Here is a 25,415-nt window from a genome sequence, read left to right on the forward strand (position 1 = left end):
GCTTAAATCTCCATGATGTTGTCGTCGCAGGTATCGTCTTGCTCATCCAAATCAGCCTCTTCGAGTACGCTGTTTAAGTGCGCAAGATGCTCTACAGATAAGTCATTGGCAATAAAGTCACTGGGGGTGGCGACTGCGCCCTGATCGGCAATATGTGCCGTATGTTCAATCACATGTTGCAAGTTTGTCGCAAAGTAGCGTTCAAAATCAGCACTGAGCTGCAGGCCTAGACGCGACTGAATTGAAAACACCAGTTGGTCGGAGTCAATCATGCCGTTAATGTTAAGCATCAATGCCATCTCATTTTGCTCGCCAATTAACTGCCCACAAGACTCTTGAACAATCTGCCAACTCTCTACACCCGAAGCACGACTATTAAATTGACCTAAGTAGTTGAAGCTAATCAGTGGCAGCTTTTGAGTAATTTGGCCTGCTTGGAAAAAGGCCCCATAACCTACCCCCTTGTTCGGAACGGCGCGCAACATTTCCTTGGTTTGCACCACCGTCGTAGAGAGGTCGTCATATGCTGTAAGCTTCACTGGATATAAGCTGGTAAACCAACCTAGGGTTTGCGATACATCTAAGTGCTCATCAATGTCTTCTCGACCGTGACCTTCTAACGTGATCACATGCTCTGTGCCAGATAATACTTGCGGCAGGGTTAAGCTTAACGCAGCTAACAATAAGTCATTGATTTCCGTGTTGTAACCCTCGTTTGACTGTCTTAGTAGCATTTGTGTGTGCTCAACCGACAAAAACAGGGAATGCTCACTAACAGATTCAGTAACATTGAGTTCATTGCTATGTTCAACCACATGTTGCCAGTAATTCAGCTCACTGCTGTGATCTGTTGGGTAGGTTTGCATGCTATTAACCCACTGGCGATAACTGCTGGTTTTTGCCGCCAATGTTTTACCAGTTAGCAAGGTTTGCATGTCTTGTGACAACACCCGCCACGACACGCCATCAATGATTAAATGATGGAAAATAAAGCAAACCCGCGCAACACCATCGCCATAACCTTGCAAGTGAACCAGCTTAAATAGCGGCCCATCTTTAAGATCAAAACTTTGCTGCCATTGGCTCAACTGCGCTCCAATTTGCGAATCAGAGAGCCCTGTCACATCTAACTGAGCAACGTTACACCAAGCAGCTAAATCTAACTCGTTAAGAGATAAATAAGATTGACGATAAGTATCACCTTGTATCGCAAAACGGACGCGCATCATATCGTGGTGCTCAACCAAAGCCTGGCATGCCCGCTCAACCTGCGAAGTGGTTAAAGCTTCAGGTACCGTCAGCATAAATGACTGGTTCCAATGATTAGGTTGCGATAGGCCTAAGTCAAAGAACCAAGACTGTACAGGCAGTAAATCAAACTCACCTGTTAGTACTCCTTGCTCTGTTTGTATCGTCTGGGCTTGCGGCAATTGCTCAAGCTTTTTCGCCAATTGCGCCACAGTCGGTGATTCATAGATGTCTTTCACTTTGAGCGTATAGCCCAATAAGCGCAGCTGCGACATCAATTGAATACTAATGATTGAATCGCCGCCGATACGGAAGAAGTGCTCATCAATCCCCACTTTTTCAAGGCCAAGTAACGCCTGCCAAATATCACACAGCTGGCTCTCAAGTTCAGTGGTCGGTGCCACATAATCGCTTTGTGCATCAAATACAGGATCTGGTAAGGCTTTGCGATCGACTTTGTTGTTTACAGTCAGCGGTACTTGCTCAATGGCCATAATGGCGCTGGGCACCATGTACTCTGGCAATTGCTCAGCTAAATACGTGCGCAGCACGTCATGGTTAAGTGCAGTTTCGCCTTGTGATACCACATACGCAATCAGTTGCTGTGTGCCTTGCAGCAATCGCGGGATCACAACGGCTTGCTTCACATCTTGATGTGCAATGAGAATGTTTTCAATTTCTCCAAGCTCGATTCTAAAGCCTCGGATCTTAACCTGCTCATCATTCCGGCCAATGTACTCTAGCTGACCATCAGCAAGTCGGCGCACCAAGTCACCACTGCGGTATAAGCGGGATTCTTGAGAAGCAGGTAATTGCGCGGCAAATGGGTTTTCAATAAAGCGCTCACGGGTCAGCTCTTCGCGGTTTAAATAGCCGCGAGCAAGACCAGCCCCACCGACATACAATTCACCTACAACTCCAACTGGCACGAGGTTTTGGTTAGCATCAAGTACATACGCTGACATATCACTCAATGGACGGCCAATCAGTGATTGATGCTGATTGTTATCCGGTGAGAGTTCCTGATATGTCACATGCACGGTGGTTTCTGTGATGCCGTACATATTGATTAACTTGGTTTGCGTATCACCGTAGGCCTGCCACCAAGGCGCAAGGCGCGCCATATTAAGCTTGTCTCCACCAAAAATAACGTAACGCAGCGCTGGTAGCTGGGCATTTTGCGACACAGCGGTATCGGTAAATGAATAGAAAGCACTCGGCGTTTGGTTTAATACCGTGACGCCTTGGTTTTGACACAAAGCAATGAACTCACGCGGATCACGGGTGCAGGCTTTATCTGGGATCACAAGGCAGCCACCGTGTAATAGCGCGCCCCAAATTTCCCACACACTAAAGTCAAAGGTACAAGCATGGTACATCACCCACATATCTTGCTCGGTGAACTGATACGCTTGCTCACAAGAGTCAAACAGTCGTACCACGTTGTGATGCGGTTGCATCACGCCTTTTGGCTGTCCTGTGGTACCTGATGTGTAAATCACGTATGCCAGATCATCTGCCGTGGTATTCACCACAGACAAGTCGATATCCACTTTTTCCTGACTGAGTTCGTCATAGCTGAGTACTTGCACAGATGTATCTAAACCATCGAGTACGTCCGTAAGATCAGCCTCTAACCCTGCTTCACAAAGCAATATTGGCGTTTGTGTATCACTCAAAATAAACTGGCTGCGCGATTTCGGATACTCTGGCGTCAAAGGTACATACGTGGCTCCAAGCTTTAATATCGCCATCATGCTCACTAACAACTCAAGACTGGGCGCAAAGTACAGTCCTATGTAAACCGGCGCTTGGCTTGTGGCAGAAGCAACACTCGGGTCTCGCGCTAAAATCGCCTGGGCCAATGCCGTCGACTGTGCATCTAATGCTTGATAGCTAAGCGCTTTGTCTTGGAACTTAAGTGCTGTATTATTTGGGTACTTTTGCACTTGTTCGGCAAAAATCTCACTCAAGCTGCCACGCTCAGGCAGTGGCGCGACTTGCGGCTGAATTTGCATCAGCAACTCATGGCTTTGTTGCTTTGACAGCAAGCTAATTTGACTGTGTGGCTGCTCAACTTCAGTCGCGATGGCATTAACGATAATTTGCAACTGCGCGATTAATTGCTCAGCCTGAGACGCATCAATTTGCTGCGCACAATAATTCAAAGAAAATTCAACCTGCTCTGGTGTGGCAGTGACAATAACGGTGATCGGGTAATCACTTTTCTCACGCGTCTCACGATACTGCATTGCCTGCTCTACGCGCTCAGCATCACTTTCTTGCACTTCTGGAATTGGGTAATTCTCAAACACAAATAAAGTGTGGAATAACGCATCCCCTTGGCTTTGCACACGAGATAACTCAGCACCACTGTGGGTATTTATATCGGCGATTTCCAGCTGAATTTGCGACATCATCTGGGTGATCGTTGCATCCGCTTGCCAATTTACCGCCAGAGGTAAGGTATTTATAAACAGACCTACACTTGAATGAATATCCGCAACAGGCATATCTCGACCAGATACTGTGGTGCCAACGATTGTTTGCTGGTCTTGGCAATAGCTTTGCAGTAACTTGTGCCAAGCAAATTGCATGGCAGCATTGAGTGTCACACCTGCGTTCTTACACACTTTATTTAACGCACTAAACTCATCACCTGCAATCACAAACTGACTGCGCATAGGTTCAGTGATGACGCGCTCATTGGCTAAATCAAATGACTGGCTCAGCAGATAATTAACATCATTGGCATGCTCAAATTCCGGCATTTTTTTCTGCCAAAATGCATCCGTTTTGTCTTTGTTTTCATACAGGTATACTTGCGAGGCTTGATAAGCATGGTCATGTTGGATAACGGGCTGTTCACCGACTTTAAGTTGGTTGTAAAAACCGTTGACCGTCTCCAGTAGATTGCCGACACTCCAGCCATCGCCAATGCTGTGATGTTCCGTTTTTAGGACGCTATAATGAGTGTCGCTGTGCTTGAACACCACCACTCTAAAGAGCCCAGGCGCAGCCAAATCAAACGCTGTGAGCCTATCTTGAGTGAGTAGCTCATTCATTTTTTGCGCGCTTTCACCATCAGGCAAAGTAGTTAGATCTACCACTTTGAAATGCGCGTCATTGAGCACCAGATTTTGGCTGATCACTTGCAGCATCTGCGCTTGCCAATTAAATGCCATACGCAGCGCGGGGTGTTTATCAGTCGCTAGCTGCCAAGCTGCTCGATACAGTTCAAGGTCTAGCTGAGTATGATAGTCCACCAGCAATTGTACTCGGTATGCATCATCATCTGGCTGATTTAAGGCATGATAAATAAAACCTTGTTGCAAACTGTTGGCAGGATATAAAGCCTCTACAGAAGTCTGTGACTGGAGGTTTTGCAGCAGCTCAAAACTAATCTTCGCCTGCGGGAAGTCACTTGGCGTGCTCACCCCGCCAGATTGCATCGCCGTCACACCTTGAGCAATCACCTGCTCAAGTGCACGCTCAAAGGCACGGACAAATTGCGCACCTTGCGCTGGCGCAAGTCTGGATTCAACCTCAATGCTCAACGCATCCTGCTTAATTAATCCCAACACATTGAGCATTAAGTCACTGTCATTGTCAGCGCTAACCGCTGCGCCAACAGGCTCTCCGGTAATTTGCCAATCAGCAGGCTCTGCCGTTTTATACTGTCCAAGGTAGTTAAAGCATACTTTTGGCAGCGGCGCAGGTAACTTTTCAGGGTCAAATTGATACAGCGCACCAAAACCAATGCCCTTATCTGGAATAGCACGCAGCATGTCTTTGTTTGCAGCAATGGTTTGCTCTACAGATTGCGCACATTCGAGCTTAACTGGGTATAGGCTGGTAAACCACCCCACTGTTTGGTTCACTTCGAGTGCATCATCAATGGCTTCTCGGCCATGGCCTTCGAGCATAATGTGATGAGACTTAGACCCAAATACAGTTTCCATGGCAATGGCAAGCGCACTGAGTAACAACTCTTGCGTTTGCGTGTTATACCCTTGAGCAGCTTGCTGTAGCAAAACTTCTGTTTGCTCAACCGATAAAGACAAGGATAATTTCTGCATTGCATGTAAAGGCTGTGGACTTGGCTGTCCTGCTAATACCTCAGACCAATAAGCCGTTTGCGTTTGATTACGCGCTGCGTATTGCGCCAGTCCACCCACCCACTGACGATAACTGGTTTGCTTTGCCAACAGGCTTTGTCCGGCAATAAGTTGCTCAAGGTCGTTAAGTAAAATACCCCATGAGACGATATCTATGATCAAGTGATGGAAAATAAAACACAGTCTATCGCGACCATCGCTATGCCCTTTTAGTCTGACCACACGCCATGTTGGGCCTGCAAAAATATCCAAGCTGGCTTGTAAAGTGCTCAAGCTCTCACGAACTTGTACCTCGTCCAGAAGCGAAATATCCAGCTCAGTTAATTCAAACAGCACTTCTTCACAATAGCGGTTTTTCCGTTCAACGATACTTCGGCTGCGCAACATATCATGCTGATTGCTCAGAGTGGTTAGTGCCTCATAAAGGTCATCATGAGATAAGTCATTCGGACAATAGGCACTAAATGCTTGGTTGAAGTGGTGCGCATTGGCAAAATTTTGTGCAAAGAACCAACTTTGCGTTGGGTGCAGGTCAAAATCACCTAATAAAATCCCTTGCTCTGAGAGTACTTCCACTTTCGCGACGTCATCATTATCGGCAATAAATTCTGCCAATTCCGCCACGCTTGGCGCGACAAAAATATCTTTCACTTTAAGGGAGTAGCCCGCGCGTCTCAGGGCTGATACCAAGCTGATACTGACGATTGAGTCGCCACCGATTTGGAAGAAGTTATCCTTTATGCCCACTTTTTCAAGACCAAGTACACCTTGCCAGATGTCACAGAGTTCTGCCTCTAATTCATTGCGCGGTGCTTGGTATTCAGTGCTGGCACTAAACTCAGGCTCTGGTAATGCTTTTCTGTCTAACTTGCCATTGAGGGTCAAAGGTAATGCATCAATCACCACAAAAGCAGCTGGCACCATGTACTCTGGTAACTGCTGTGCCACAAACTGCCTCACATCATCTAAATCAATCGATGCATTAAGTTCTCCAACAAGATAAGCAACCAGCGCTTTTTGTTGATTGTGCTCTTTATCAATCACCGCAACGTGTTTTATTTCTGAGCGCTTTAATAAGCAGTGTTCAATTTCGCCCATTTCGATACGGTAGCCACGTACTTTTACTTGAAAGTCTTTACGGCCTTTAAATTCAATATAGCCTTTCTCATTCCAACAACCGTTGTCACCAGTACGATATAGTCGGCCAAGTTTAGGGTGTTCAAAGTATGCAAGATTAGTACGTTCTGGGTCATTAAAATATCCCTGAGCGACCCCAATACCACCGATGTGAATTTCACCTAAAATACCAGCAGGACAATGATTGCCATATTGATCCAGCACCCACATAGCTTGGTTCGGCATTGCCAAGCCATAAGGAATGCTCTGCCAATCCGGCTCAACTGTTTTTATTTCATGCCAAATTGACCAGATACTGCCCTCAGTGGCACCACCTAAGCTCATCACTGTGGCATGAGGTGTCATAGCGCTTAGCTGCGTGGGTAGGCGCAGTGGGATCCAATCTCCACTCATCATGTAAACACGCAAACTATCCACATTGCGTGCTTGCAATGCTTGCTCATTTGCGAGCAGTTGCGCAAGCTGCGGTACTGTATTCCAAATTGTCACTTGATGCGCTTCGACCATGTCTAACCAATGATCAGTGTCTTGCACTTTGTCTTGCTCAGGCAGCACAATCGCGGCCCCCACAGCCAAGGCACCAAACACATCGTATACAGATAAATCAAAACTCAAATCCGAAATACCAAAAATACGGTCTTCTGGCTTAACATCGAAACGCGCATTAACAGCAAAAATGGTATTCATGGCACTTTCGTGGGTGATCACCACCCCTTTGGGCTGGCCAGTACTGCCCGATGTGAAGATCACATACGCAATCTCATGCGCCAGAGGCAAGGCTAAGCTTTCTCGCCATAGGCTATCTGCCTTTGCACTGTTTGCGGCGGCCTCTTCAACTAAAGTGAATTGGAATTCGCTCAACCATGGTTCATTTTGAATACGCTCAAATAACGCATTCGAAATTAATACCTGCTGCACGCCACCTGCCAATAAAACCTGATGAATACGAGAATTTGGCCAAGCCACGTTGATTGGTAAATAAGCACACCCTGCGGTATTAATGGCCAGCAGTCCAGCGACTTGATATTCACTTTTTTCGCACATGACAGCGACCAATTCACCGCGCTTAGCAGCTTTAGATGCTACTTGGTAGGCAATGCCATAGCGGTATTCACTCAAGGTATGATAATCAATTTGACGGCTTGCCGTGATCACAGAGACGCGTTCAGGGTACTGTGCTACTTGTAAGTCAAAGCCATCAATTAAATTATGCTCTGGGTATTTTGCAGGGAAGTCATTCCACTGATGTTCAATCAAATGTGTTTGTGCTTCAGTCAGCGTGCTGATGCAGCCACATATTTGATGGGCATCATCTTGCGCCAAATGCGTAATAAAACGTTTTTGTATTTCACCAATTTCTTGTAAAGCCTGGGGATTAAACTGTGCGTCTGCTGCGACAATTTTTCGCAGCAACTGTGAACCTGTTTCGAATAACGTAAAGTCTAACTCAAACTGTGCCACAACCGGGGTTAACAGCACGCCTTCCACTGTGACCGTATTATCTTCACCTAAACGGATCTGCTGTTCAGGTAACCCCGCTAGCACCTGCATCAAGCCCGGAATAATATGAGACGTTTTTAGCTGTGCAAGATAGTTACACACCACGTTAATGTTCTTGCTGCTCAAGCCTGATGGAGCTTTATTCAAAAGCAGTGCAGTCAGCTGCTCACTGATGGTCTGTAATAATTCAATCAGTGACTTTTGATGAACCGCCGTGATAGACAACGCTTCTAAATCAACATAATGGCCTAACAAGTAACGATTTTTTCGCGTTCTTCTGGCGATCGGTACACCTATGGTGACGTCTTCATCGTTAGTTAAACGGCTCACCGTTAAAATGGTGCTTGCAAGAATAACGCAGTAAGGGCTGATACCGTGCTCAGCAGCCACTTGCTTGATTGGCTCAATGCACTCGGTGGTATTGTCCAGTAGTACAGCCACCTCATCACTGCTATCCGCGCTGTGCGGCTTTTTCATGATAAAGTCTACTGGGCTCACTTGTACATCGGCAAAGTCTTGATCTTTGGCAGCGTAATATTCAATATCTGGTGTGAGTGTTGAGCTGTCATCCTCACTCGATAAGAGTCTCAGTAAATCATTCACTAAAATCTGTAAAGACCACTGATCACACACTATGTGGTGACCTTTGATCAACACTATCACCTCAGAGTCTGTCAATACTTGATAGAAAAATTCAAAGTTATGCACGCTGGTATCAATGAACTGCGCATTATATTGATCGCATAGTTCTGAGGCGCTCGCAGTTGTGTCCGCCATGGCTTGCCACTGCACTGTGCCCGATTTAAAAATGAGTTCAGGCGTATCCGCTGTCAGCTCCACTTTACTGTGGATCACTGGATGACGTTGCTGTAATTGAACAAGCGCATTTTGTAGCTGTTCAAAGCAATCGTCCATGGTAATTTTAAGTGCACTAGAGACATTAAAAACAGGGCTAGTTGGTGCAATTTCTTGCCCTTGCCAAACTTGTAGTTGGCGCTGAGACAGTGATTGAGAATGTTCGTTAGGCATTGGGTTTATACTTCCATTATTATTTTTGTGATGGCATAAAAAGGCGTTCAACGCCGCGAGCGTTATGATTTAGCTGAATGCTGTCAGTGATTAGGCACATGTATAGCCTCCATCGACATACACGGTGCTACCTGTGGTCCATTCACTTTCTAATAAATTAATAATTTCTTTTGAAACATGCTCTGGTGAGCCAAATCCTAGCGGGTGCATGTTGGCTAGCTTTTCAAAGTGACCCGGTTGCGCCATGCCTTGATAGCCATCATTGAGCTTGGTTTGGATCATGCCAGCGGCAATGCAATTAACCAGTACGCGATCTTTAGCCAATTCCAACGCTGCACAGCGACTTAAACTGCCTAGCGCCCCTTTACTGGCCGCGTAACCAGAGATGCCCGCCTCACCAGCGGACTGACTCACTGATGACAGTAAAACTAGAGAAGTTGTACCCGCTGTATTTCTCACGCTTTTGCGTGTAAATGCCTTAATCATGGCCAGCGCCCCGCCGCAGTTAACACGGTAAATCTGCTCAAAATCAGCATAACTGGCTTGGCGTAGCGTGGTCATCGCGTGTACACCTGCACAAAATACAGCCCCTTTAAATGCACCATGTTGCTTGGCATTGTCGATAATGAGAGGCGTCAATTCGTCTGGCATATTCAAATCAGCCACCGCCGTTTTATGCTGTCCGGGTAAAGACTCGGCCAATGCACCTAAGGTTTTTTCATTTCGCCCTATCAATAGGAGTTCGTAACCTTTATTTGCTAAATCAAGGCAGGTTCTCTGCCCGAGATCTGAGGTTGCACCAAGCACCAAAACTCTTAATGGAGCCCCATCAATATTCATTGTTTCCATTACTATGCTTCTTCTCTTTAAAGGCCACATCACGCCAAAAGCACGGCTGTGCTTTTGGCTCATATGCGTATACTCAATGTTGAATTGTTAAACGGATATTTCTGTGCTTGGGCGCATGGTCATACACTGCCCAGTCATCATGTTGTTGTAGTGTGAAAAGTGCGCGATAAACTCGATAAATTCCTGCTGCAAAAATACAGTTGGTCGCATACCGAATACTGAACGCTTTAGTGCACGGCGCATTTTCTTTCGCTCAGCTTCATCCTTTGCTAAATAAGGGATCACAGCACTGTTGATGAATACGGTATCGCTCGTTAGCTCTCTGGCTAAGGTTTTCATAAATGCATTCAAAGCGTGGTTGGCCACTGAATTCACCTCTTGCCCGAGATAACTCAAACTGTCCGAATACAGAGGGAAAACAATGTTTGCGCCCACCTCTTTCACAAACGTCGCCAGACTTTGATAAATTAAAAAAGTATTATCTAAGTAGGTTGTTATCTGCGCCAAACAACTCTCATCGGTGAACAACGCCTGTTCATTTGCACACTGCACACCTTGGATAACAACCAGTGGCTGTCCATTATCGAGCATGCCTTTTTCGGTCAATAGCAACTGAATATCTGGCTCATCTTGCACTTTGATTTCAGCCAGTGACAAGCTGGGTAGCGACACATTTTGCGATTGAAATTGCGCTGAGGGCGCTATCAAAATCACATTGACGTTTGCACTGAGGTAGTGATCAACCACCGCCTGATCAAACTCACTTTCTGCTTGTACCAATAATAAAGATTGCGTCGCACTCATATTAAAAACCCTCCGTCCAGATGGATGACTTCTCCATTTTGATAATTTGGCGCATCTGATGTGAGGTGCAATACCGTGCGTGCAACTTCACTACACTGCCCCATGCGTCTGACACTGGTACAGTCGATAATAGGTGCAACTATAGACTGCTCTGCGCTGTCCACCATTTGTGTTTCAATCAAACCCGGCGCGACAGCATTACACAAAATATTGTCTTTTCCATACTCACGCGCGATGGTTCTGGTCATACCGATGATCGCGCCTTTGGACGTGGCATAGTTAATTTGACCTTCGCGTCCCACCACACCACTTTTTGAGACCATATTGATAATGCGACCAAATTGCTGTGCTTTAAAAATCGGCAGCACCTGTTGGCATAAATTAAACGTGCCCTTTAAATTCGTCGTCAGTACTTTTTGCCAATCTTCTAGGGCCATCAGCTGTATCAAGCTATCGTGATTAATCCCTGCGTTATTAACCAAAATATCAATGCGTTCGTCTCGCGCTTTAATGGTCGCAATGCTATCTAACACAAAACGACTGTCAGATATTGATCCCTGTAACCACGTAAAATTAGGATTAGATTGCAGTTCTTCAGGTACACTCGAGCGAGCAATACCATACACTTTTGCTCCTTCTGCAAGATACTGCTGACATATTTCCAATCCTATGCCTTTGGAGCAGCCGCTCACAATCACGACTTTCTCTTTAAACATCCTTTTCTCCTATTTGATCTAAGTACCGAATGGCGATCCGTGCACTCGCAACTTGTTCATCATTAACCCAAGCTGCAACCTTAAACTTCACCAGCTCGCCCAATGCGATCTCTACCATAGCGCGAATTTCTAAAACTTGGCCGGGTAAAACAGGCGTGAGAAATTTGACCTTATCAATGCCAGCGATAACCCCTTTCGATTTGCCGGTAATACATAGGCCACTGGCTTGAGCCATCGCCTCCACAATCAATACACCAGGAAACACAGGTTCATCTGGGAAGTGCCCTTCTAAACAAGGCTCGTTATAGCCAATAAACTTTTGCGCGATAATAGACTCGTTTGGCTTTACCTCGACGACTCTATCAACAAACTTAAATGGCGGTTTATGCGGTAAATTATCCGGTGAAATCATTTTTCATCTCCCCAGTCGAACAAAAAGTAAATCATTACTAAAAGCACCACACTAAACCCTGCTAGGGTTTGCACTTGCACAGAGACGTCTGCAAGCGATGCCCCTTGATTAGCCGTTAATCTAAATGCATCTAAAAATGCCGTAGACGGTAACCACTGAACGATGTTTTGAATCGCCTGTGGGAAGTTAGAGGTGTCAAAATAAATCCCAGATAAAAACATCAACGGGAAATACAGTAAGTTAGAGATACCTGTGGCCACTTCCACTTTTTGACTACGCGCACCAACCAGCACACCGATTAAACACAGGACAACAGAGCCCAATAACAGTACGGTTAAAATACTTAACCAATTGCCAAGGGGCTGATAGCCAAACAAAAAGTAGAAAGTCGCAAACAGCGCAACCAGCTGGAATATCAATAAAAACACTCTGGCGAAAACAATCCCAATCACATAGTCCAAGCGGCTAAACGGAGATAACTTCAAGCGTTTAAAAAAGCCCTGTTGGCGGTCTGAAACCAATCCATTTGAGATAGAGGTAATGCCAATACCGATGATCTGCAGCACAATGATGCCGGGGATCAGCCAGTCGATGTACCTAAACCCTTGAAGGTCAATCACCCCATCCAGATATGGCTTACGGGCTTGGTCTTGAAGTGCCATGACATGGCTAAAAGCAATCGCTTGCTCATGACTGTTGCGTGTTGAAAACAAACCGCTAGGCGTCAAAATCAGCACATCACCATGATTTGAAAGAATCGAAGATAACCCCTCTCCCGGCGATACTTCCGAGTTTGGCTCAGCAAAATGCGCATTGATCCGTGCGATCAAGGCGGCATCTTCAATGTTGAGTATGCTGACCTTGTTATCTTTCTCAATGGCTTGATACCAATCGGCATCTATTTTTTCCTGTTCAATGACAACCACATTCACTTCTGCCATCGGCTTTTCACCTGAGAAGGCTTGTACTAATAGCAACGCCATAAAAATGGGGAAGCCAAAAGTCCAAAACAAGGTGGCAGGCTCGCGGAAAAACGGTCGGATATTAAGCAGCATAAGCTGCCAAAATGGCTTTCTTGTCAGTACATTACTAGGCATGACTTGTTTCCTGCTTGAGAATATCGTGGCCAGTGAGTTTTAAAAACACATCATTGAGCGTGGCTTTGCGCGGCTCTCTGATAACCGGATCTGTAAACGTGCGGTGGATAATGGCATCAGGCGTACCTGACTCAATAATCTTGCCCTGCTCGATGATAAGTAGCTCATCACACAGGTAATCCGCCTCATCCATATAATGTGTGGTGAGAATGACCGTCATGCCCTCTTCTTTGAGCGATTTGATGATCTCCCAAAAGCTCTGGCGGCTGGTTGGATCAAGACCCGTGGTGGGCTCATCTAAAAAAATCAGTTCAGGTTTACCCACTATGGTCATGGCTAAAAAAACACGCTGCTTTTGACCACCGCTAAGGCTGTCTAACCATGCATTGGCTTTGTCAGTTAAACCAAAGCGTTCTATCAGCTCATCGACATCCATCGGATCTTTGTAAAAGCTGGCAAATAAACGGACCGCTTCTTTTACTTTGGTTCTGCCGTACAGACTATTGGACTGCAACAGTCCGCCGATTTTCATGCGGATCTGCTTTTCATTGTCCTTCCAATCCATGCCAAACAAGCTGACTTTGCCAGATGTTGGTTTTTTCAGACCTTGTAATATTTCCAATGTGGTTGACTTACCCGCCCCGTTTGGACCGAGTAACCCAAAGCATTGCCCCTTTTTAACTTGGAAAGATAACCCCTTTAAAACAAGCGTATTATTCTTGTTATAAGACTTCTTTAAGTCTGCTACATCAATGACCGCTGACATCTCTATTTTCCTTTTACTGTCGACACCAAACATGTCGTTGCACTGAGCTGTGTATTCACACTCATTACCAATACGGACTCTGGTTTACTGGTATTTTGCAATGCCACGTCACGGCCCATAAACATGCGTCCGTTCAGTGCACAGGTGGCAAGGCTAATTGCATCAAGACTTTGGCACGCAATGCCCGATTCTTTATACGCTCTGCCATTAATCACTTGAGCAGTTGAAAACTGCGCTTGTAGCGCTTTTGAAATCGCCTCAAATTGTTCAGCGTTAACCATTGAAAGGACTATCAAATCTGGTTTTGCTGCAAGTTGTGCAAGCGCTGCACAGTCCCACTGTTGGCTGTCTTCATCAAATACCCAACGACCGGCATTGAAATCACTCACTTGCGCGAGTGCTCGACTCGCACGCGGGTCTTGTTCATTGACCGCGACCAGCGCATTGGCTGAACTTGCCAACCTGTGCTCATCCACTTGCATTTGCTGCCAAACTAAATCAGATGTGTCGCTCTTGTCTTCTGCGCTACACACCAAAGCACAGGCAATTTTGTCTTCACTTAAATCCATAAATGCATGCCACAGCGCGTGCATACCTTCATTGCCTAAGTCGCTAAAATTGGCAGAGCAGCCTTTTAAATCAAATGCCAAAGCTAGGTTTCCAAGCGGCGCATTGAGCACGGTATCTGGAAACAAAGTACTCTTGACTCCTGTCGGACCATATTCTTGTAAGTCAGACAGATTACGTTGCTGTACTTGAGATGCCCCCAAAGTAGTGCCGAAGTACGCACCCATGGGCGGCTTTTCAGCATCACTGTAATCCACATCCGCACCGCTAAAGGCAAGGTATGATGCGCCAATGGCATATTGACCTATGGTACTCATGCGACGACGATATAGTTTTGCTTGGAAAGGCTTTAAGGCAAACTCTCCCTCATAGCTAAGCAAAGGTTGATCTGCACCATTGCTATAACCACCTTGCTCAGCAATGCAGCCGTGCCCAAGGATATAAACCTTCTTACCCTCAGCCTTAGGAATGGCTGAAACAGATTTACGTGCCAGCATGGTGGTATTGTGGCCGCCAAACGCGGAATTGGTTGCGCCGATGCACTCAACCTTGTGATCTATCAGTCCATTCACAACGATATGGTGGCCTTGGCAGTCTTCGCGAATTTCATCACCATTTAATGTCGAAGGCAGTTGCCCGTTGTCGATAGCGACCAGGGCAGAAATAAACTCAATAGCACCCGCTGCGCCCAATGTATGACCAAAATAAGACTTTGAACTTGATACTGGGATAGATACTTTATCCTGTGGGTTTAACGCAGCAAAAATGCCTTTGAGCTCCGCACCGTCATTGGCGGGAGTACCAGTTCCATGGGTGTTAATGTAATCTAGGTCTTCAGGATTCACATAACTTGAGCGCAAAGCACTTTCAAATGAGCGCCTGACACCTGCTCCATCCGGCTCAGGTGCGGTCGCATGATATGCATCTAAACTGGAGGCTGTGCCCGCCAATTGCATGATGCTCGGTTGATTTCGAGCCTCGGCATGATTGTGATTCTCTAGCACAAGGAAGCCTGCGCCCTCACCTAGGCTTAACCCCATTTTTACGTCATAAGGAGAGCAAACTTCTGGCGCAACCGACTGCAAAGAGTGAAAGCCTGCATAAATTGTTTTCGCCAAGGCGTCGGTGCCACCGGCTATAACAATATCGACTACATCATGGTCTAAAAGCTGTTTTGCAAAGCCCAGTGCGCTGCTACTCGATGTACATGCACTGGTAAAGGTTAGTACAGGGCCCAGCACGCCAAAGTGTTTGGCTATGTTGTCACTTTGCTTGTGCGCTGGATACTCCAAAAGACCATCATGCTGATTATCCATGATGCCCTTTTCAAGCTTTTCCATACCCGTATTTGCGTTGCCGACACACAGTGCGACACGTTTGTTTGCTATGGTAGGACGTGAGATATTTGCAGCACTCAGTGCTTCTTCTATCGCTTCAATGGCAAATAGGGTTGAAAAGTCAGGTAAATCAGTTTGTTTATCTTGATGTTTTTCTCGTACTGAGCGAACAATACCTGCAATATCGCTCGGCAAGCCAGTCACGTCAAAACAGCTTAGTGGTGCAACTCCCGAGCGTTGTGATTGCATTGAGTTATATAACTCCTGTGCATTGTCTCCACACGACGAAATTACACCGTATCCGGTTATCACAACTTGTGATTTACACTCTGGCATTTCTTACTTTCTCCTGTAAACCCTGCAATGTCACTTTGCCCATTGCATTGGTAGGTAACTCATCAATGAATTCTATTTTGGGGATGGGTAAATCTTGGAATAACGCTCTGACTTCATCTGTGATGTCAAAATGTGAGGATCCTTTTGCAACAAAGGCTATCAGCTCTCCGCCGCGTACATTGTCTGCTTGCTCGATGAAATACACCCGCAAAGCATGTCCTGAAAACACCTGAGATAGCTTGTCTTCGATGGCCTTCAACGAGTAGCGTTTGCCCTTGAACTTAAATACGCTGTCCTTTCGGCCCAGATGTAAAATCCGGTTGTTAGCGAGTATTTCAATCTTGTCATCTAGCGGCGCACATTCGACTCCCAAAGGTAAGAAGTCAGAATAAATGAGATGTTCACCACCCGATGGTTGCAAACGAACGGTAGGCAGTAACTGGTACGTTTGAATATGGTCTTGACCTATCATGCGATAAGCAATGGCACCTGTTTCGGTGCTACCAAGCACGTCAATGCCTTGCAGATCTGGGAGCTTGCTTTGAACTAGCTCAGCAAACTGTGTATCCCTTTGCTCACCAAACTTGCCACCTGAGTTAACAACATAGCGATATTGAGCCGTCAAAGCACCTGACAAGTTTTGCCAAATGCTTGGCACACTCACCGCCATGACATGATTGACCGCCTCAGGCACTGGCCTTAGCAACGTATTTGATTGATACATCAAAGGAGTCTCAAGCTTAAGTGGCAACAAAAAGCTCCAAATAAACCCGTACATGTGTACAGGTGACACATAGGCGTCGATTAAATCAAGGGCACTAAAATCAAATAAAGTCGTCAGCTCCTCTACCTCTTGCACCATGCTCGCTAACGATTTTTCAATGCGCACTGGCACACCTGTGCTGCCGGAAGTTTCAAAGAAAATCACAGCCTCTTGCTGCAAAGACGCTAACTGCTGATAAATAGACTTTGAGTCCAACAAAGACGACTCAACTTGCTTTGATTTCAAATGCGCAAAACTCACCGCATTTTCACCTTGAGGCTGTGCACTCATCAGCGGTTTATAACCACTTAAAACCGCCGCAACAGCGACCATCATCATTTTGACGGGATCCGTATCCAATACTCTCAGAGGCTTTACTTTATCTAAGCCTTCACTTTGCAGTGCTGTGATTAATTGTGCGATATGCTGCTTAAACTCAACATCGCTATAATGATTGCCATCTGAGGAGTAAAACAGTGCACTGTCCGTGTTTGCATTTTTAGTCGCTTTTGCCGATATAGTGCGGGTAACAATGCTGCTAACAGTATGCGTCCCTTCATAGTCCGCGTTATTAAACACGACACCAAATTTACGCTGACAATCAGCGTAAATTTGTAATAAGTCGACTGAATCAAGAAATAAGGGACTGCCCAATAAATCATCATCATCTGATAGCTGCGCTATTTCTGGCTCTTCAAGTTCAACCGAGATAACAATTTGTCGACGTACCTGATTGATTAAGCCTTCAAAATCCTTCATTCAGTTACCAATTCCTGTAATTCAATTGCTGCAACGCGTTTTTTGAACGATGCTTTAGGCGGCACGACTTCAACCTCACCACTGCAAACCAGCAGCTTGTTCTGATTTACAATGGTAATGGCCAATCGCACGTGCCGATTTGGTAATTTTTCAGACACTTTAACTTGCGCATAAATAGTGTCACCGATATACAAAGGTGCATGATGGCTTACGGTCATATTCGTCACCATAGAGCCCACACCTGGCAACTGCATACCAATAACTTGCGCAATCATGGCTGGCGCTATCCCTGCGTGGGCGATTCTGCCTGCTAACCCCATTTGCTCTGCAAACACAGCGTCTACATGCAACGGATTAAAATCCCCGGTGATCCCAGCAAAGCTATATACATCTGCCTCAGAGATAGTTTTTGAATGTACTGCACTGTCTCCTTCATTGATTTCCCTATACGTTTTTCCAGCCGTGTAAAGAGTCATAATCACCTCAATTTTTATGCTGCTAGTTGCTCAGAAATAAATTCGCTTAACGTATGAATTGACGACATTTTTTGCTGTACAAGTTCGCTTGGAAACTCTTTAAACTTCAGGCCATACTTTTTTTCTACCGCTGAAACCAAGTCTAAAAGTTCAATGCTGTCTAAATCTAAACCCGCGCCAACAAGCTCTGCGTGTTCATCGATTTCTTCCAGTGAGTCAGCCACTTCAAGCTCTTCAATTAAGATGTCAGTTTTAATAAAGGTGATGATGTCTTGTGTACTATTCATTGTTCTTCCTTAGCTTAAAAAAAGTGAATTTAATCAGTGTTTAGTCGAATAAAAAGGCAACCATTTCTTCAATTTCACCATCCAATGCTCGGTCTTGAATGACAGGTGAGAAGGTTTGAGCAAGCGAATCAAAGAAAGGACGAGATAAGCTGTTGAGCTTCTCTGCAGATTGGTCTTTATCAAGCACATAGTAAGCCTGACGAATTGCCATCGCTTGAATTGCAATCACTGACTTCACCAAAGATAAAATGGTTTTCAAATCACGAGCTGCAATGGTGCCCATGCTCACGATGTCTTGGTTTAGAGCTTCAGTCGTACGGGAGAAAACCGACATAGGGCCAGACTGCTTAAGCGCTTCTGCAACCAATGCCGATGCGCTGATCTGCATCGCTTTAAAGCCGTGGTTAATCCACGCTTTGTCACCTAAGTCGTCAACAGCCACTAGGTTGTTAGGAATGCCCCCGTTTAATCTGTCATCAACAAGAATCCCCAGCTCCCGCTCTAACAATGCGCCCATATTGGCTACTTGTGGTTTAAGCGCATCACAAATTGCAGCAACATGACCACCATAGAAGTGACCTGCGTTGAGAATTAAATCACTTTCATGGTCAATTAATGGGTTGTCATTAACTGAGTTGATTTCTACTTGAAGCACTGATTTTGCCCAGTTCAACGTATCTACCAAAGAACCTAGCACTTGTGGAGAACAGCGAATTGAGTAGCTATCTTGCAAGCGGAACTTCTCTTTTAGACCATGTTCAATCACTTGGTCATCCGTTCTTTGTCTACGCCCCAACCTTTGCTCAGGGTTAGATAAACGCTTGTAGATTAAATCAGCACAATACCTTTGACCTTGGTGCGGCTTTAATTCGTGCACTTTCGGGTGAAATGGTGACGCTCTGCCATCGATAAGTTCTACAAACAACGCAATTAACTTACATGAGATATCAATCGCTGTGTCTATCTCATTGATGGTATTAGCAGCAATGGCACTCATCACAGACGTGCCGTTCATGATTGCCAAGCCTTCTTTGGCTTTTAATTCATAAGGCGCAATGTTAAGTTCTTCCAAGACTTCAGAAGTAGGTCTAATCACGCCTTGGTAATACACATTTCTTTGTCCATTTAATGCAGCACCAATATACGAAAGTGGTGTTAAATCACCGCTGGCACCCACGGAACCTTTAGCTGGTATTGCTGGGAATATATTGTGTTGTAAAAACAGCTCCATTTGCTTAAGCAACTCCCAACTCACGCCTGAGTAGCCTCTTGCATTACAATTTAAGCGGATCAAAAGCGTAACGGCACAGTCGCGCTCACTCAAGTACTCACCTACACCACAACCGTGATAGGCCATTAGGTTCTTTTGCAATTCTTGTGACATCACAGGCGAGATTCGATTACTGGCCGAATTCCCGAATCCAGTTGTTACACCATATATGTCATCCCTATCAGAAATACGCTGATCTATATATCGGCGATTATTCTCAATGAGTGATTTGTGAACCTCTCCATTCAACTGCACTTTTGGATAATTGTCCTTGATAAACTTTTTAATATCTTCAAGCGTTAGTTGGCTTATTAAGTCTATATCTAATGTCGATACTGCTTTACTTCCAGACTCAGCTTTTGATTCTGAAAAAGAGAGTTCATTACTCATTTTTCTTGCTTCCTTTAACAATTAAAAAAACGGTCATTTTTAATTTATATTTAAAGTACATAATCTAATTAAATATAAATATCGCATGCACTAGTTAGCATTTTAAAAAAGCAGCTAATGCAAAAATTTAAGTCACTCACATAGTTCATCACTGGCTTACCAAGCTTAAAAGCACTTACTTTGTGACTGAACCACCCACTCAAAAGCGTGTGTGTCATTTTTTACACCATTACATTTAATCAATCAATAGTACCCACAAGAATTACACCAAATACATTTATTGCTATAAACTTTTACAAAATAGTGGATAAAACAGCCTTATTTAACAAAAAACACACAACAAGTGTGAGGGAATTATTTACCAAAAAGTAGGATAAAAGAGAAAGGTTAAGCTGCAACTTTCCTACACAAGGAAGTTTGAAAAAGCACTTATATATATTTATTATTACAAAAAATTTTAAAATAAAAGACAACAACAAAGTAATAGCAAATTAATAAAAACCAACTTGACATTTTTCACACCCTTATAAATAAACTCATAAAGATGGTTTTAGAATATATGCTCAATTTTAAAACTCATAAAAAATCCCTCGTCGTACCTATATTGGTTAATTTATTATGTTATTTATATGAATACATATCATTGAATATTAAAAGGGAAAGAAATAGGTCTAAACATAATTTTATATTTTTATGAATTGATACTTTTTTGTGCAAACATTTCCATTTTTACAAGTAACCAATAAAGGTACATTCGCTAAAACTCGGTTTAAAATGCTGTTTTTATCAACAATTAAGTTTTAATGACGAGCAAAAAAAGCTGAATATTCGCTTTATAGGTCTTTACTTATTGTTTCAGGCAAAGCAATTAATGTTTAATAATTAAACAAAACTAGCTTTAATAGTATCGTTAGAGTCATATCCTAGTCATAAAGCATGCGATAAAAAGCCAAAATGGCAAAGACATAAGAGAAAGCTCTGTCACATTAATGACATATAAAAAAATAATGTGTTCCACTTTATTGCAAACCTTGCTAAAAAAAAGCCCATGTAAGTTCAAATAAATCTGCATCCAACCCAAGACGATTGAACAAAACACTCTATAAAACCGAACAACTCGTCCTTATTTTTAAGTTTTACGTCATGGCGCTTTGAAACTAGTATCAAACTAAACATGCAATATGATTGGAGTTTCATTCTGTGGCGCAAATACTCAAAGCAACCACCCACGACATTGGCGGTTTGACAGTTAGTCGGCTACTGCCACATATGAGAAAGCGCATGGTCGGCCCGTTTATCTTTTTCGACCATATGGGCCCGACCCACTTTCCAGCTGGCCAAGGGGTTGAAGTTCAACCTCACCCCCATATCGGCTTATCCACATTAACCTACTTGTTTGAGGGGCGTATCCTGCACCGTGACTCTTTAGGAAACAAATTAGAGATAGCCCCAGGTGACGTAAATTGGATGACAGCAGGAAGCGGCATTGTGCACTCCGAAAGAGAGAGCTTTGAAGTTAGAGGGGGGGAGCATGCCATCAATGGCTTGCAATCATGGGTTGCACTGCCAGAACAATACTCTGACATCGACCCAAGCTTTGAGCACATTGGCCGACATGATTTGCCGCAGATCACACATAATGGCGTCATGACGCGAGTTATAGCTGGCGAGGCTTATGGCCTTAACTCCCCAATAACAACCTATTCAGAGATGTTTTATGTCGATATCATCGCACCAATTCAACGTACCATCACAGTGCCCAACCCAGGCCAAGAGACTGCTTTATATGTGATCTTTGGTGAAGTAACCCTCTCTGGTACCTCCTACTCGCCGGGACAATTAGTACTCTTAGATCATGAAGATACATATATAACGACTACCAGAGATACGCGTATGATCTTATTGGGCGGCGATAAATGGGAAAGTGTGCCTTATATACACTGGAATTTTATCTCCTTTAGTAAAGCGCGTATAGAACAAGCCAAGCATGATTGGCGTGAGGGCAACTTTCCCTCCATACCCGATGATGACCGTGAATATGTTCCGCTGCCAGCAAGCAAACCAAAAGCTCAGCCACTGCGCTAACAATCTAGCTTTGATTAATTTGAGGAAAGGTAATGAGAGAAAAAATTGAATTTATCAGTAATGGAAACACACTTGCAGGGCTATTGGAGCGTCCGACTCAGCATATCAAAGCAGTCGCGCTATTTGCACATTGCTTTACTTGCGGTAAAGACATTGCGGCAGCCTCCCGTATTTCAAGAGCTTTGGTAAAGCATGGCTACGCCGTGCTGCGCTTTGATTTTACAGGACTTGGCAATAGCGATGGAGATTTTGCCAATAGTAATTTTTCATCAAATCTCGAGGATTTATATGCAGCAGCAGACTATTTGCGCCAAAACCTGCATGCACCGCAACTACTTATTGGGCACAGCTTGGGCGGCGCTGCGGTATTAGCAGCGGCGGATCAAGTTGAAGAGGTTAAAGCGGTCGTTACCATTGGTGCACCCGCGAACGCCAAACATGTCGCACACAACTTTTCAGCTCAAATTGAGCAGATAAAACAAGCTGGTGAAGCTCAGGTTCAACTCGGTAGACGTACTTTTAATATCAAAAAACAGTTTTTAGACGATTTAGATACGCATAGTAAGACACAACACACGTTAAAGAATAAGGCACTGCTTGTTATGCACAGCCCTATTGATGATGTGGTTAGCATTGAGCAAGCAGAAGCAATTTATATGGCATCTAAGCACCCAAAAAGCTTTATTTCTTTAGACAATGCAGATCATCTATTGAGCAGAGCGCAGGATGCTGAATACGCTGCAACTGCAATTTCTGGATGGGCCAGTAAATACATTGAGCCACACCCAGAAACCACAACTGATGCTGTTGAAAATGGTCATCTAGTTGTCAGCGAAAAAGACCATAAATTTACCGTGAATGTTATCAGTGACAGTCACAGCTGGCTAGCTGATGAACCAACCCAAGTCGGCGGAAAAAACCTCGGCCCCGATCCTTATGAGCATTTACTAGCAGCTCTGGGTACGTGCACAGTGATGACAATGCGCATGTATGCGACCCATAAAAACTTGCCACTCAAGCACATAAAAGTGACGTTACAGCATAAAAAAAACCATCATCAAGACTGTGACAACTGTGAGCAAAAAGACAGTTATGCAGAACTTATCACTCGAAAAGTTGAGATTGAAGGTAATTTGACACCAGAGCAAGAGCAAAGGCTGCTGGCCATTGCCGATAAATGCCCCGTGCATAAAACGCTGCATAATCACATCGAGGTCAAAACACAGTTGGTTAATGATGCCTAATAGGTTTGGACATTTACACTGGCGATGCAGTGTGCATCGCCAAGTGAATATTGCAGCAATTTATTTATCTTCAAGCCTATCTTTATACTTATCGAACCACCATAAGATATATTCTAACTTTTGCTGCAGGTACGAAGGTCTTGCTGTTAGCGCGTGGCTCATATGTGGCATTCGCACCATGGCTGTATCAACGTCCTGTAACTTCAATGCTTGATAAAACTGCTCTGTTTCAGAAATGGGCGTGCGATAGTCTGCTTCTCCGGTGATTAATAAGCTCGGTGTTTTGATGTTATTCATATATGTAATGGGTGAGTGCTTAAGATAATGCTCTGTGTTTTCCCACGGTTTTCCATTAAACCAGTACTTTGGAAACATAGGATAAAAATCAGAGGTCAGCACAAAGCTATATAGGTTAACCGCCGGCTTCATAATCGCAGCCGCTGCAAACTGCTGTGTTTTACCCAACATCCAAGTGCCGATCATACCACCACCAGATCCGCCCATAATGTATTGCCTTGTTTCATCAATAAAGCCACGTTTAATCAAAGCGTCAATACCACTGATCAAATCTTCATGCTCATGATTAGGAAAGTTATTATGGATCAACTGAGCAAATTCATTGCCATACGAGTCGCTGCCTCTTGGGTTCATGTAAAGCACAACATACCCACGGGCCGCCAACATTTGCAGCTCAGCAGTAAAGTGCGGGCCGTAGTTCGCCATAGGACCACCATGTATTTCTAATACCAATGGATACTTTTTAGATTTATCGAAATTGGGCGGATAGATCACCCAACCATGAATAGGCCTCTCATCATATTTTGATTTACTCCACAGCGCTTCCACTTGACCAAGCGTCACAGTATCTAAAAACTTACCATTAAAATCACTGAGTGTGCTGATCTTGCCCTCGCTCAACACAGCCAATTCTGGCGGCCTTTGAGTATTAGCGATAGGAAATGCAACCATACCATTACTCGCCACATCAAACTCTCCTCCAGCGTATGGTCGACCAGAAGTCATGTTACCGAGCCTGTCAGTCAGCACTTTGAAATCACCAGCTAAACCGCTATAACCTAGCTGCGTTTTTCCTTGGTCATCATAACTGAAATAGATGCCAGCACTATCGTGTCGCCACTGCAAACGCACCACACTTCTATCGAGCCCTGCGGTTAAAACAGACACTTTACCTGTCTTCAAGTCTTTTACATACAACTCTTTATTTTGATAAATCATGCCATTGTCATCATAACCCGTATAGGCAAGGTATCGGCCGTTAGGGGATACGGTCGGCATGTCATCGGGGCCATCACGTTCAACAACGCTTTTTATTGCACGGGTTTTTAAATCTAGATAATGTATATCTGTATTAAAGTGTGAAAACTCAGGATTGGCATAACGCTTTGCAGAAAAATAAATACCGCCCCCATCCTGTGCAAAGCTGATTTTTCCGCTATGACTGTGCTCGCCTTTTGTCAGCTGCTGAGGTACGCCCGCGGTAATCGATTGTAGAAAAATTTGGCTCGCTCCCGGCTTCAAATACCCTGCCCCATTTAAACGATACCGGTTCGACTCAATCAATTTTGGCGCTGGGGCCCAGTTGGCATTATCTGGTTTGCCCTTCAATGGGATAGGTAGCGTCTTTGGCTGCTCAACAAACATGGTAAAAGCGACAGTTTGATTATCAGGTGACCATGTAAGATTACTTGGCATACTCGGGTACCATGATGAGTGATGAATATGACCCGTTTGAGTATCTTTAAAATTAATACGTGCTCTGCCGTCTGTGACTGACACAAAAGCCAGTATATTTTGATTGGGGCTTAATACTGGTGCAAAGCTCGCATCCGATTGAATATCGATAGGTTGAAATTTTTCTGTAGCCTGATGATAAACCCAAACATGACTAGTTTTTTGATCATTGACTCTATCAAACTGATTTTTAACGAAGTAAATATCATTGCTTACATTTGAGACATCTACCTGATCGACATATTTAAGTTCAAAGTAGTCTTCAGGTTGTAAATACTGTTCATTGGCTGCTTGCACAACATCAGTATTCAACGCACAGGTTGCTGCAACCCATATAGTTGCAATTACATTGGTTTTTTTCATAGTTATTCCTCCTGTGCTTTCTTTGTATAACGACCAATACTATCCAGCCAGTGAACAAACCCTTTTATCAGAAAACAGTCAGGAGAAATAAAAATTAAAAGATTATAAAA

General features: G+C 44.3%; 15 protein-coding genes. 2 read left to right on the forward strand and 13 right to left on the reverse strand.

The features are described from left to right. Window positions 1–2 precede the first annotated feature (2 nt). The 12 genes from N477_RS06425 to N477_RS06480 all read right to left on the reverse strand — a co-directional run bounded on the left by N477_RS06425 (window position 3) and on the right by N477_RS06480 (window position 19,861). Window positions 3–9,032: a non-ribosomal peptide synthetase gene (locus N477_RS06425; RefSeq protein WP_063362415.1), complete on the reverse strand. Its 9,030-nt coding sequence runs from the start codon at window positions 9,030–9,032 to the stop codon at window positions 3–5. A 90-nt stretch (window positions 9,033–9,122) separates the two neighbouring features. After that, window positions 9,123–9,881 (reverse strand): SDR family NAD(P)-dependent oxidoreductase, encoded by a 759-nt coding sequence (locus N477_RS06430; RefSeq protein WP_196760592.1) that lies wholly within the window; start codon window positions 9,879–9,881, stop codon window positions 9,123–9,125. 87 nt (window positions 9,882–9,968) lie between these two features. After that, complete coding sequence (locus N477_RS06435; RefSeq protein WP_063362417.1) at window positions 9,969–10,685, reverse strand: SDR family oxidoreductase; 717 nt, start codon at window positions 10,683–10,685, stop codon at window positions 9,969–9,971. After that, window positions 10,682–11,401, reverse strand: a complete 720-nt coding sequence (locus tag N477_RS06440; protein ID WP_063362418.1) for an SDR family NAD(P)-dependent oxidoreductase — start codon at window positions 11,399–11,401, stop codon at window positions 10,682–10,684. Before N477_RS06440 ends, N477_RS06435 begins: the two co-directional genes overlap by 4 nt. Continuing rightward, window positions 11,394–11,813, reverse strand: a complete 420-nt coding sequence (fabZ, locus tag N477_RS06445; RefSeq protein ID WP_063362419.1) for a 3-hydroxyacyl-ACP dehydratase FabZ — start codon at window positions 11,811–11,813, stop codon at window positions 11,394–11,396. The genes N477_RS06440 and fabZ overlap by 8 nt, the downstream gene beginning before the upstream one ends. Continuing rightward, a complete protein-coding gene (locus tag N477_RS06450; protein WP_063362420.1) occupies window positions 11,810–12,910 on the reverse strand; it encodes an ABC transporter permease in 1,101 nt (366 codons plus the stop codon). The genes fabZ and N477_RS06450 overlap by 4 nt, the downstream gene beginning before the upstream one ends. After that, window positions 12,903–13,676, reverse strand: a complete 774-nt coding sequence (locus N477_RS06455) for an ABC transporter ATP-binding protein (RefSeq protein ID WP_063362421.1) — start codon at window positions 13,674–13,676, stop codon at window positions 12,903–12,905. The genes N477_RS06450 and N477_RS06455 overlap by 8 nt, the downstream gene beginning before the upstream one ends. 2 nt (window positions 13,677–13,678) lie before the next feature. Further along, window positions 13,679–15,916, reverse strand: coding sequence for a beta-ketoacyl-[acyl-carrier-protein] synthase family protein (locus tag N477_RS06460; RefSeq protein WP_063362422.1), 2,238 nt, complete (start codon window positions 15,914–15,916; stop codon window positions 13,679–13,681). Continuing rightward, window positions 15,903–17,438: an AMP-binding protein gene (locus N477_RS06465; RefSeq protein WP_063362423.1), complete on the reverse strand. Its 1,536-nt coding sequence runs from the start codon at window positions 17,436–17,438 to the stop codon at window positions 15,903–15,905. Before N477_RS06465 ends, N477_RS06460 begins: the two co-directional genes overlap by 14 nt. Beyond that, window positions 17,435–17,914 carry a MaoC family dehydratase gene (locus N477_RS06470; protein ID WP_063362424.1) on the reverse strand — a complete coding sequence of 160 codons (480 nt, stop codon included), beginning with the start codon at window positions 17,912–17,914 and terminating at the stop codon, window positions 17,435–17,437. The genes N477_RS06465 and N477_RS06470 overlap by 4 nt, the downstream gene beginning before the upstream one ends. A gap of 14 nt (window positions 17,915–17,928) precedes the next feature. Next, window positions 17,929–18,201: a phosphopantetheine-binding protein gene (locus N477_RS06475; RefSeq protein ID WP_039607946.1), complete on the reverse strand. Its 273-nt coding sequence runs from the start codon at window positions 18,199–18,201 to the stop codon at window positions 17,929–17,931. 40 nt (window positions 18,202–18,241) lie between these two features. Continuing rightward, window positions 18,242–19,861, reverse strand: coding sequence for an HAL/PAL/TAL family ammonia-lyase (locus N477_RS06480; protein ID WP_081216496.1), 1,620 nt, complete (start codon window positions 19,859–19,861; stop codon window positions 18,242–18,244). A gap of 1,200 nt (window positions 19,862–21,061) precedes the next feature. Between N477_RS06480 and N477_RS06485 the strand changes: the two genes are divergently transcribed. Next, window positions 21,062–21,946 (forward strand): pirin family protein, encoded by an 885-nt coding sequence (locus N477_RS06485; protein ID WP_063362425.1) that lies wholly within the window; start codon window positions 21,062–21,064, stop codon window positions 21,944–21,946. 32 nt (window positions 21,947–21,978) lie between these two features. Next, window positions 21,979–23,190: an alpha/beta fold hydrolase gene (locus N477_RS06490; RefSeq protein ID WP_063362426.1), complete on the forward strand. Its 1,212-nt coding sequence runs from the start codon at window positions 21,979–21,981 to the stop codon at window positions 23,188–23,190. A gap of 60 nt (window positions 23,191–23,250) precedes the next feature. On the opposite strand, the gene N477_RS06495 is transcribed toward N477_RS06490, so the two are convergent. Further along, entirely contained in the window at window positions 23,251–25,305 is a 2,055-nt protein-coding gene (locus N477_RS06495; RefSeq protein WP_155731827.1) for a S9 family peptidase, read from the reverse strand. Window positions 25,306–25,415 lie beyond the last annotated feature (110 nt).

This window comes from Pseudoalteromonas luteoviolacea H33-S, assembly GCF_001625695.1.
GTDB lineage: Bacteria > Pseudomonadota > Gammaproteobacteria > Enterobacterales > Alteromonadaceae > Pseudoalteromonas > Pseudoalteromonas luteoviolacea_B.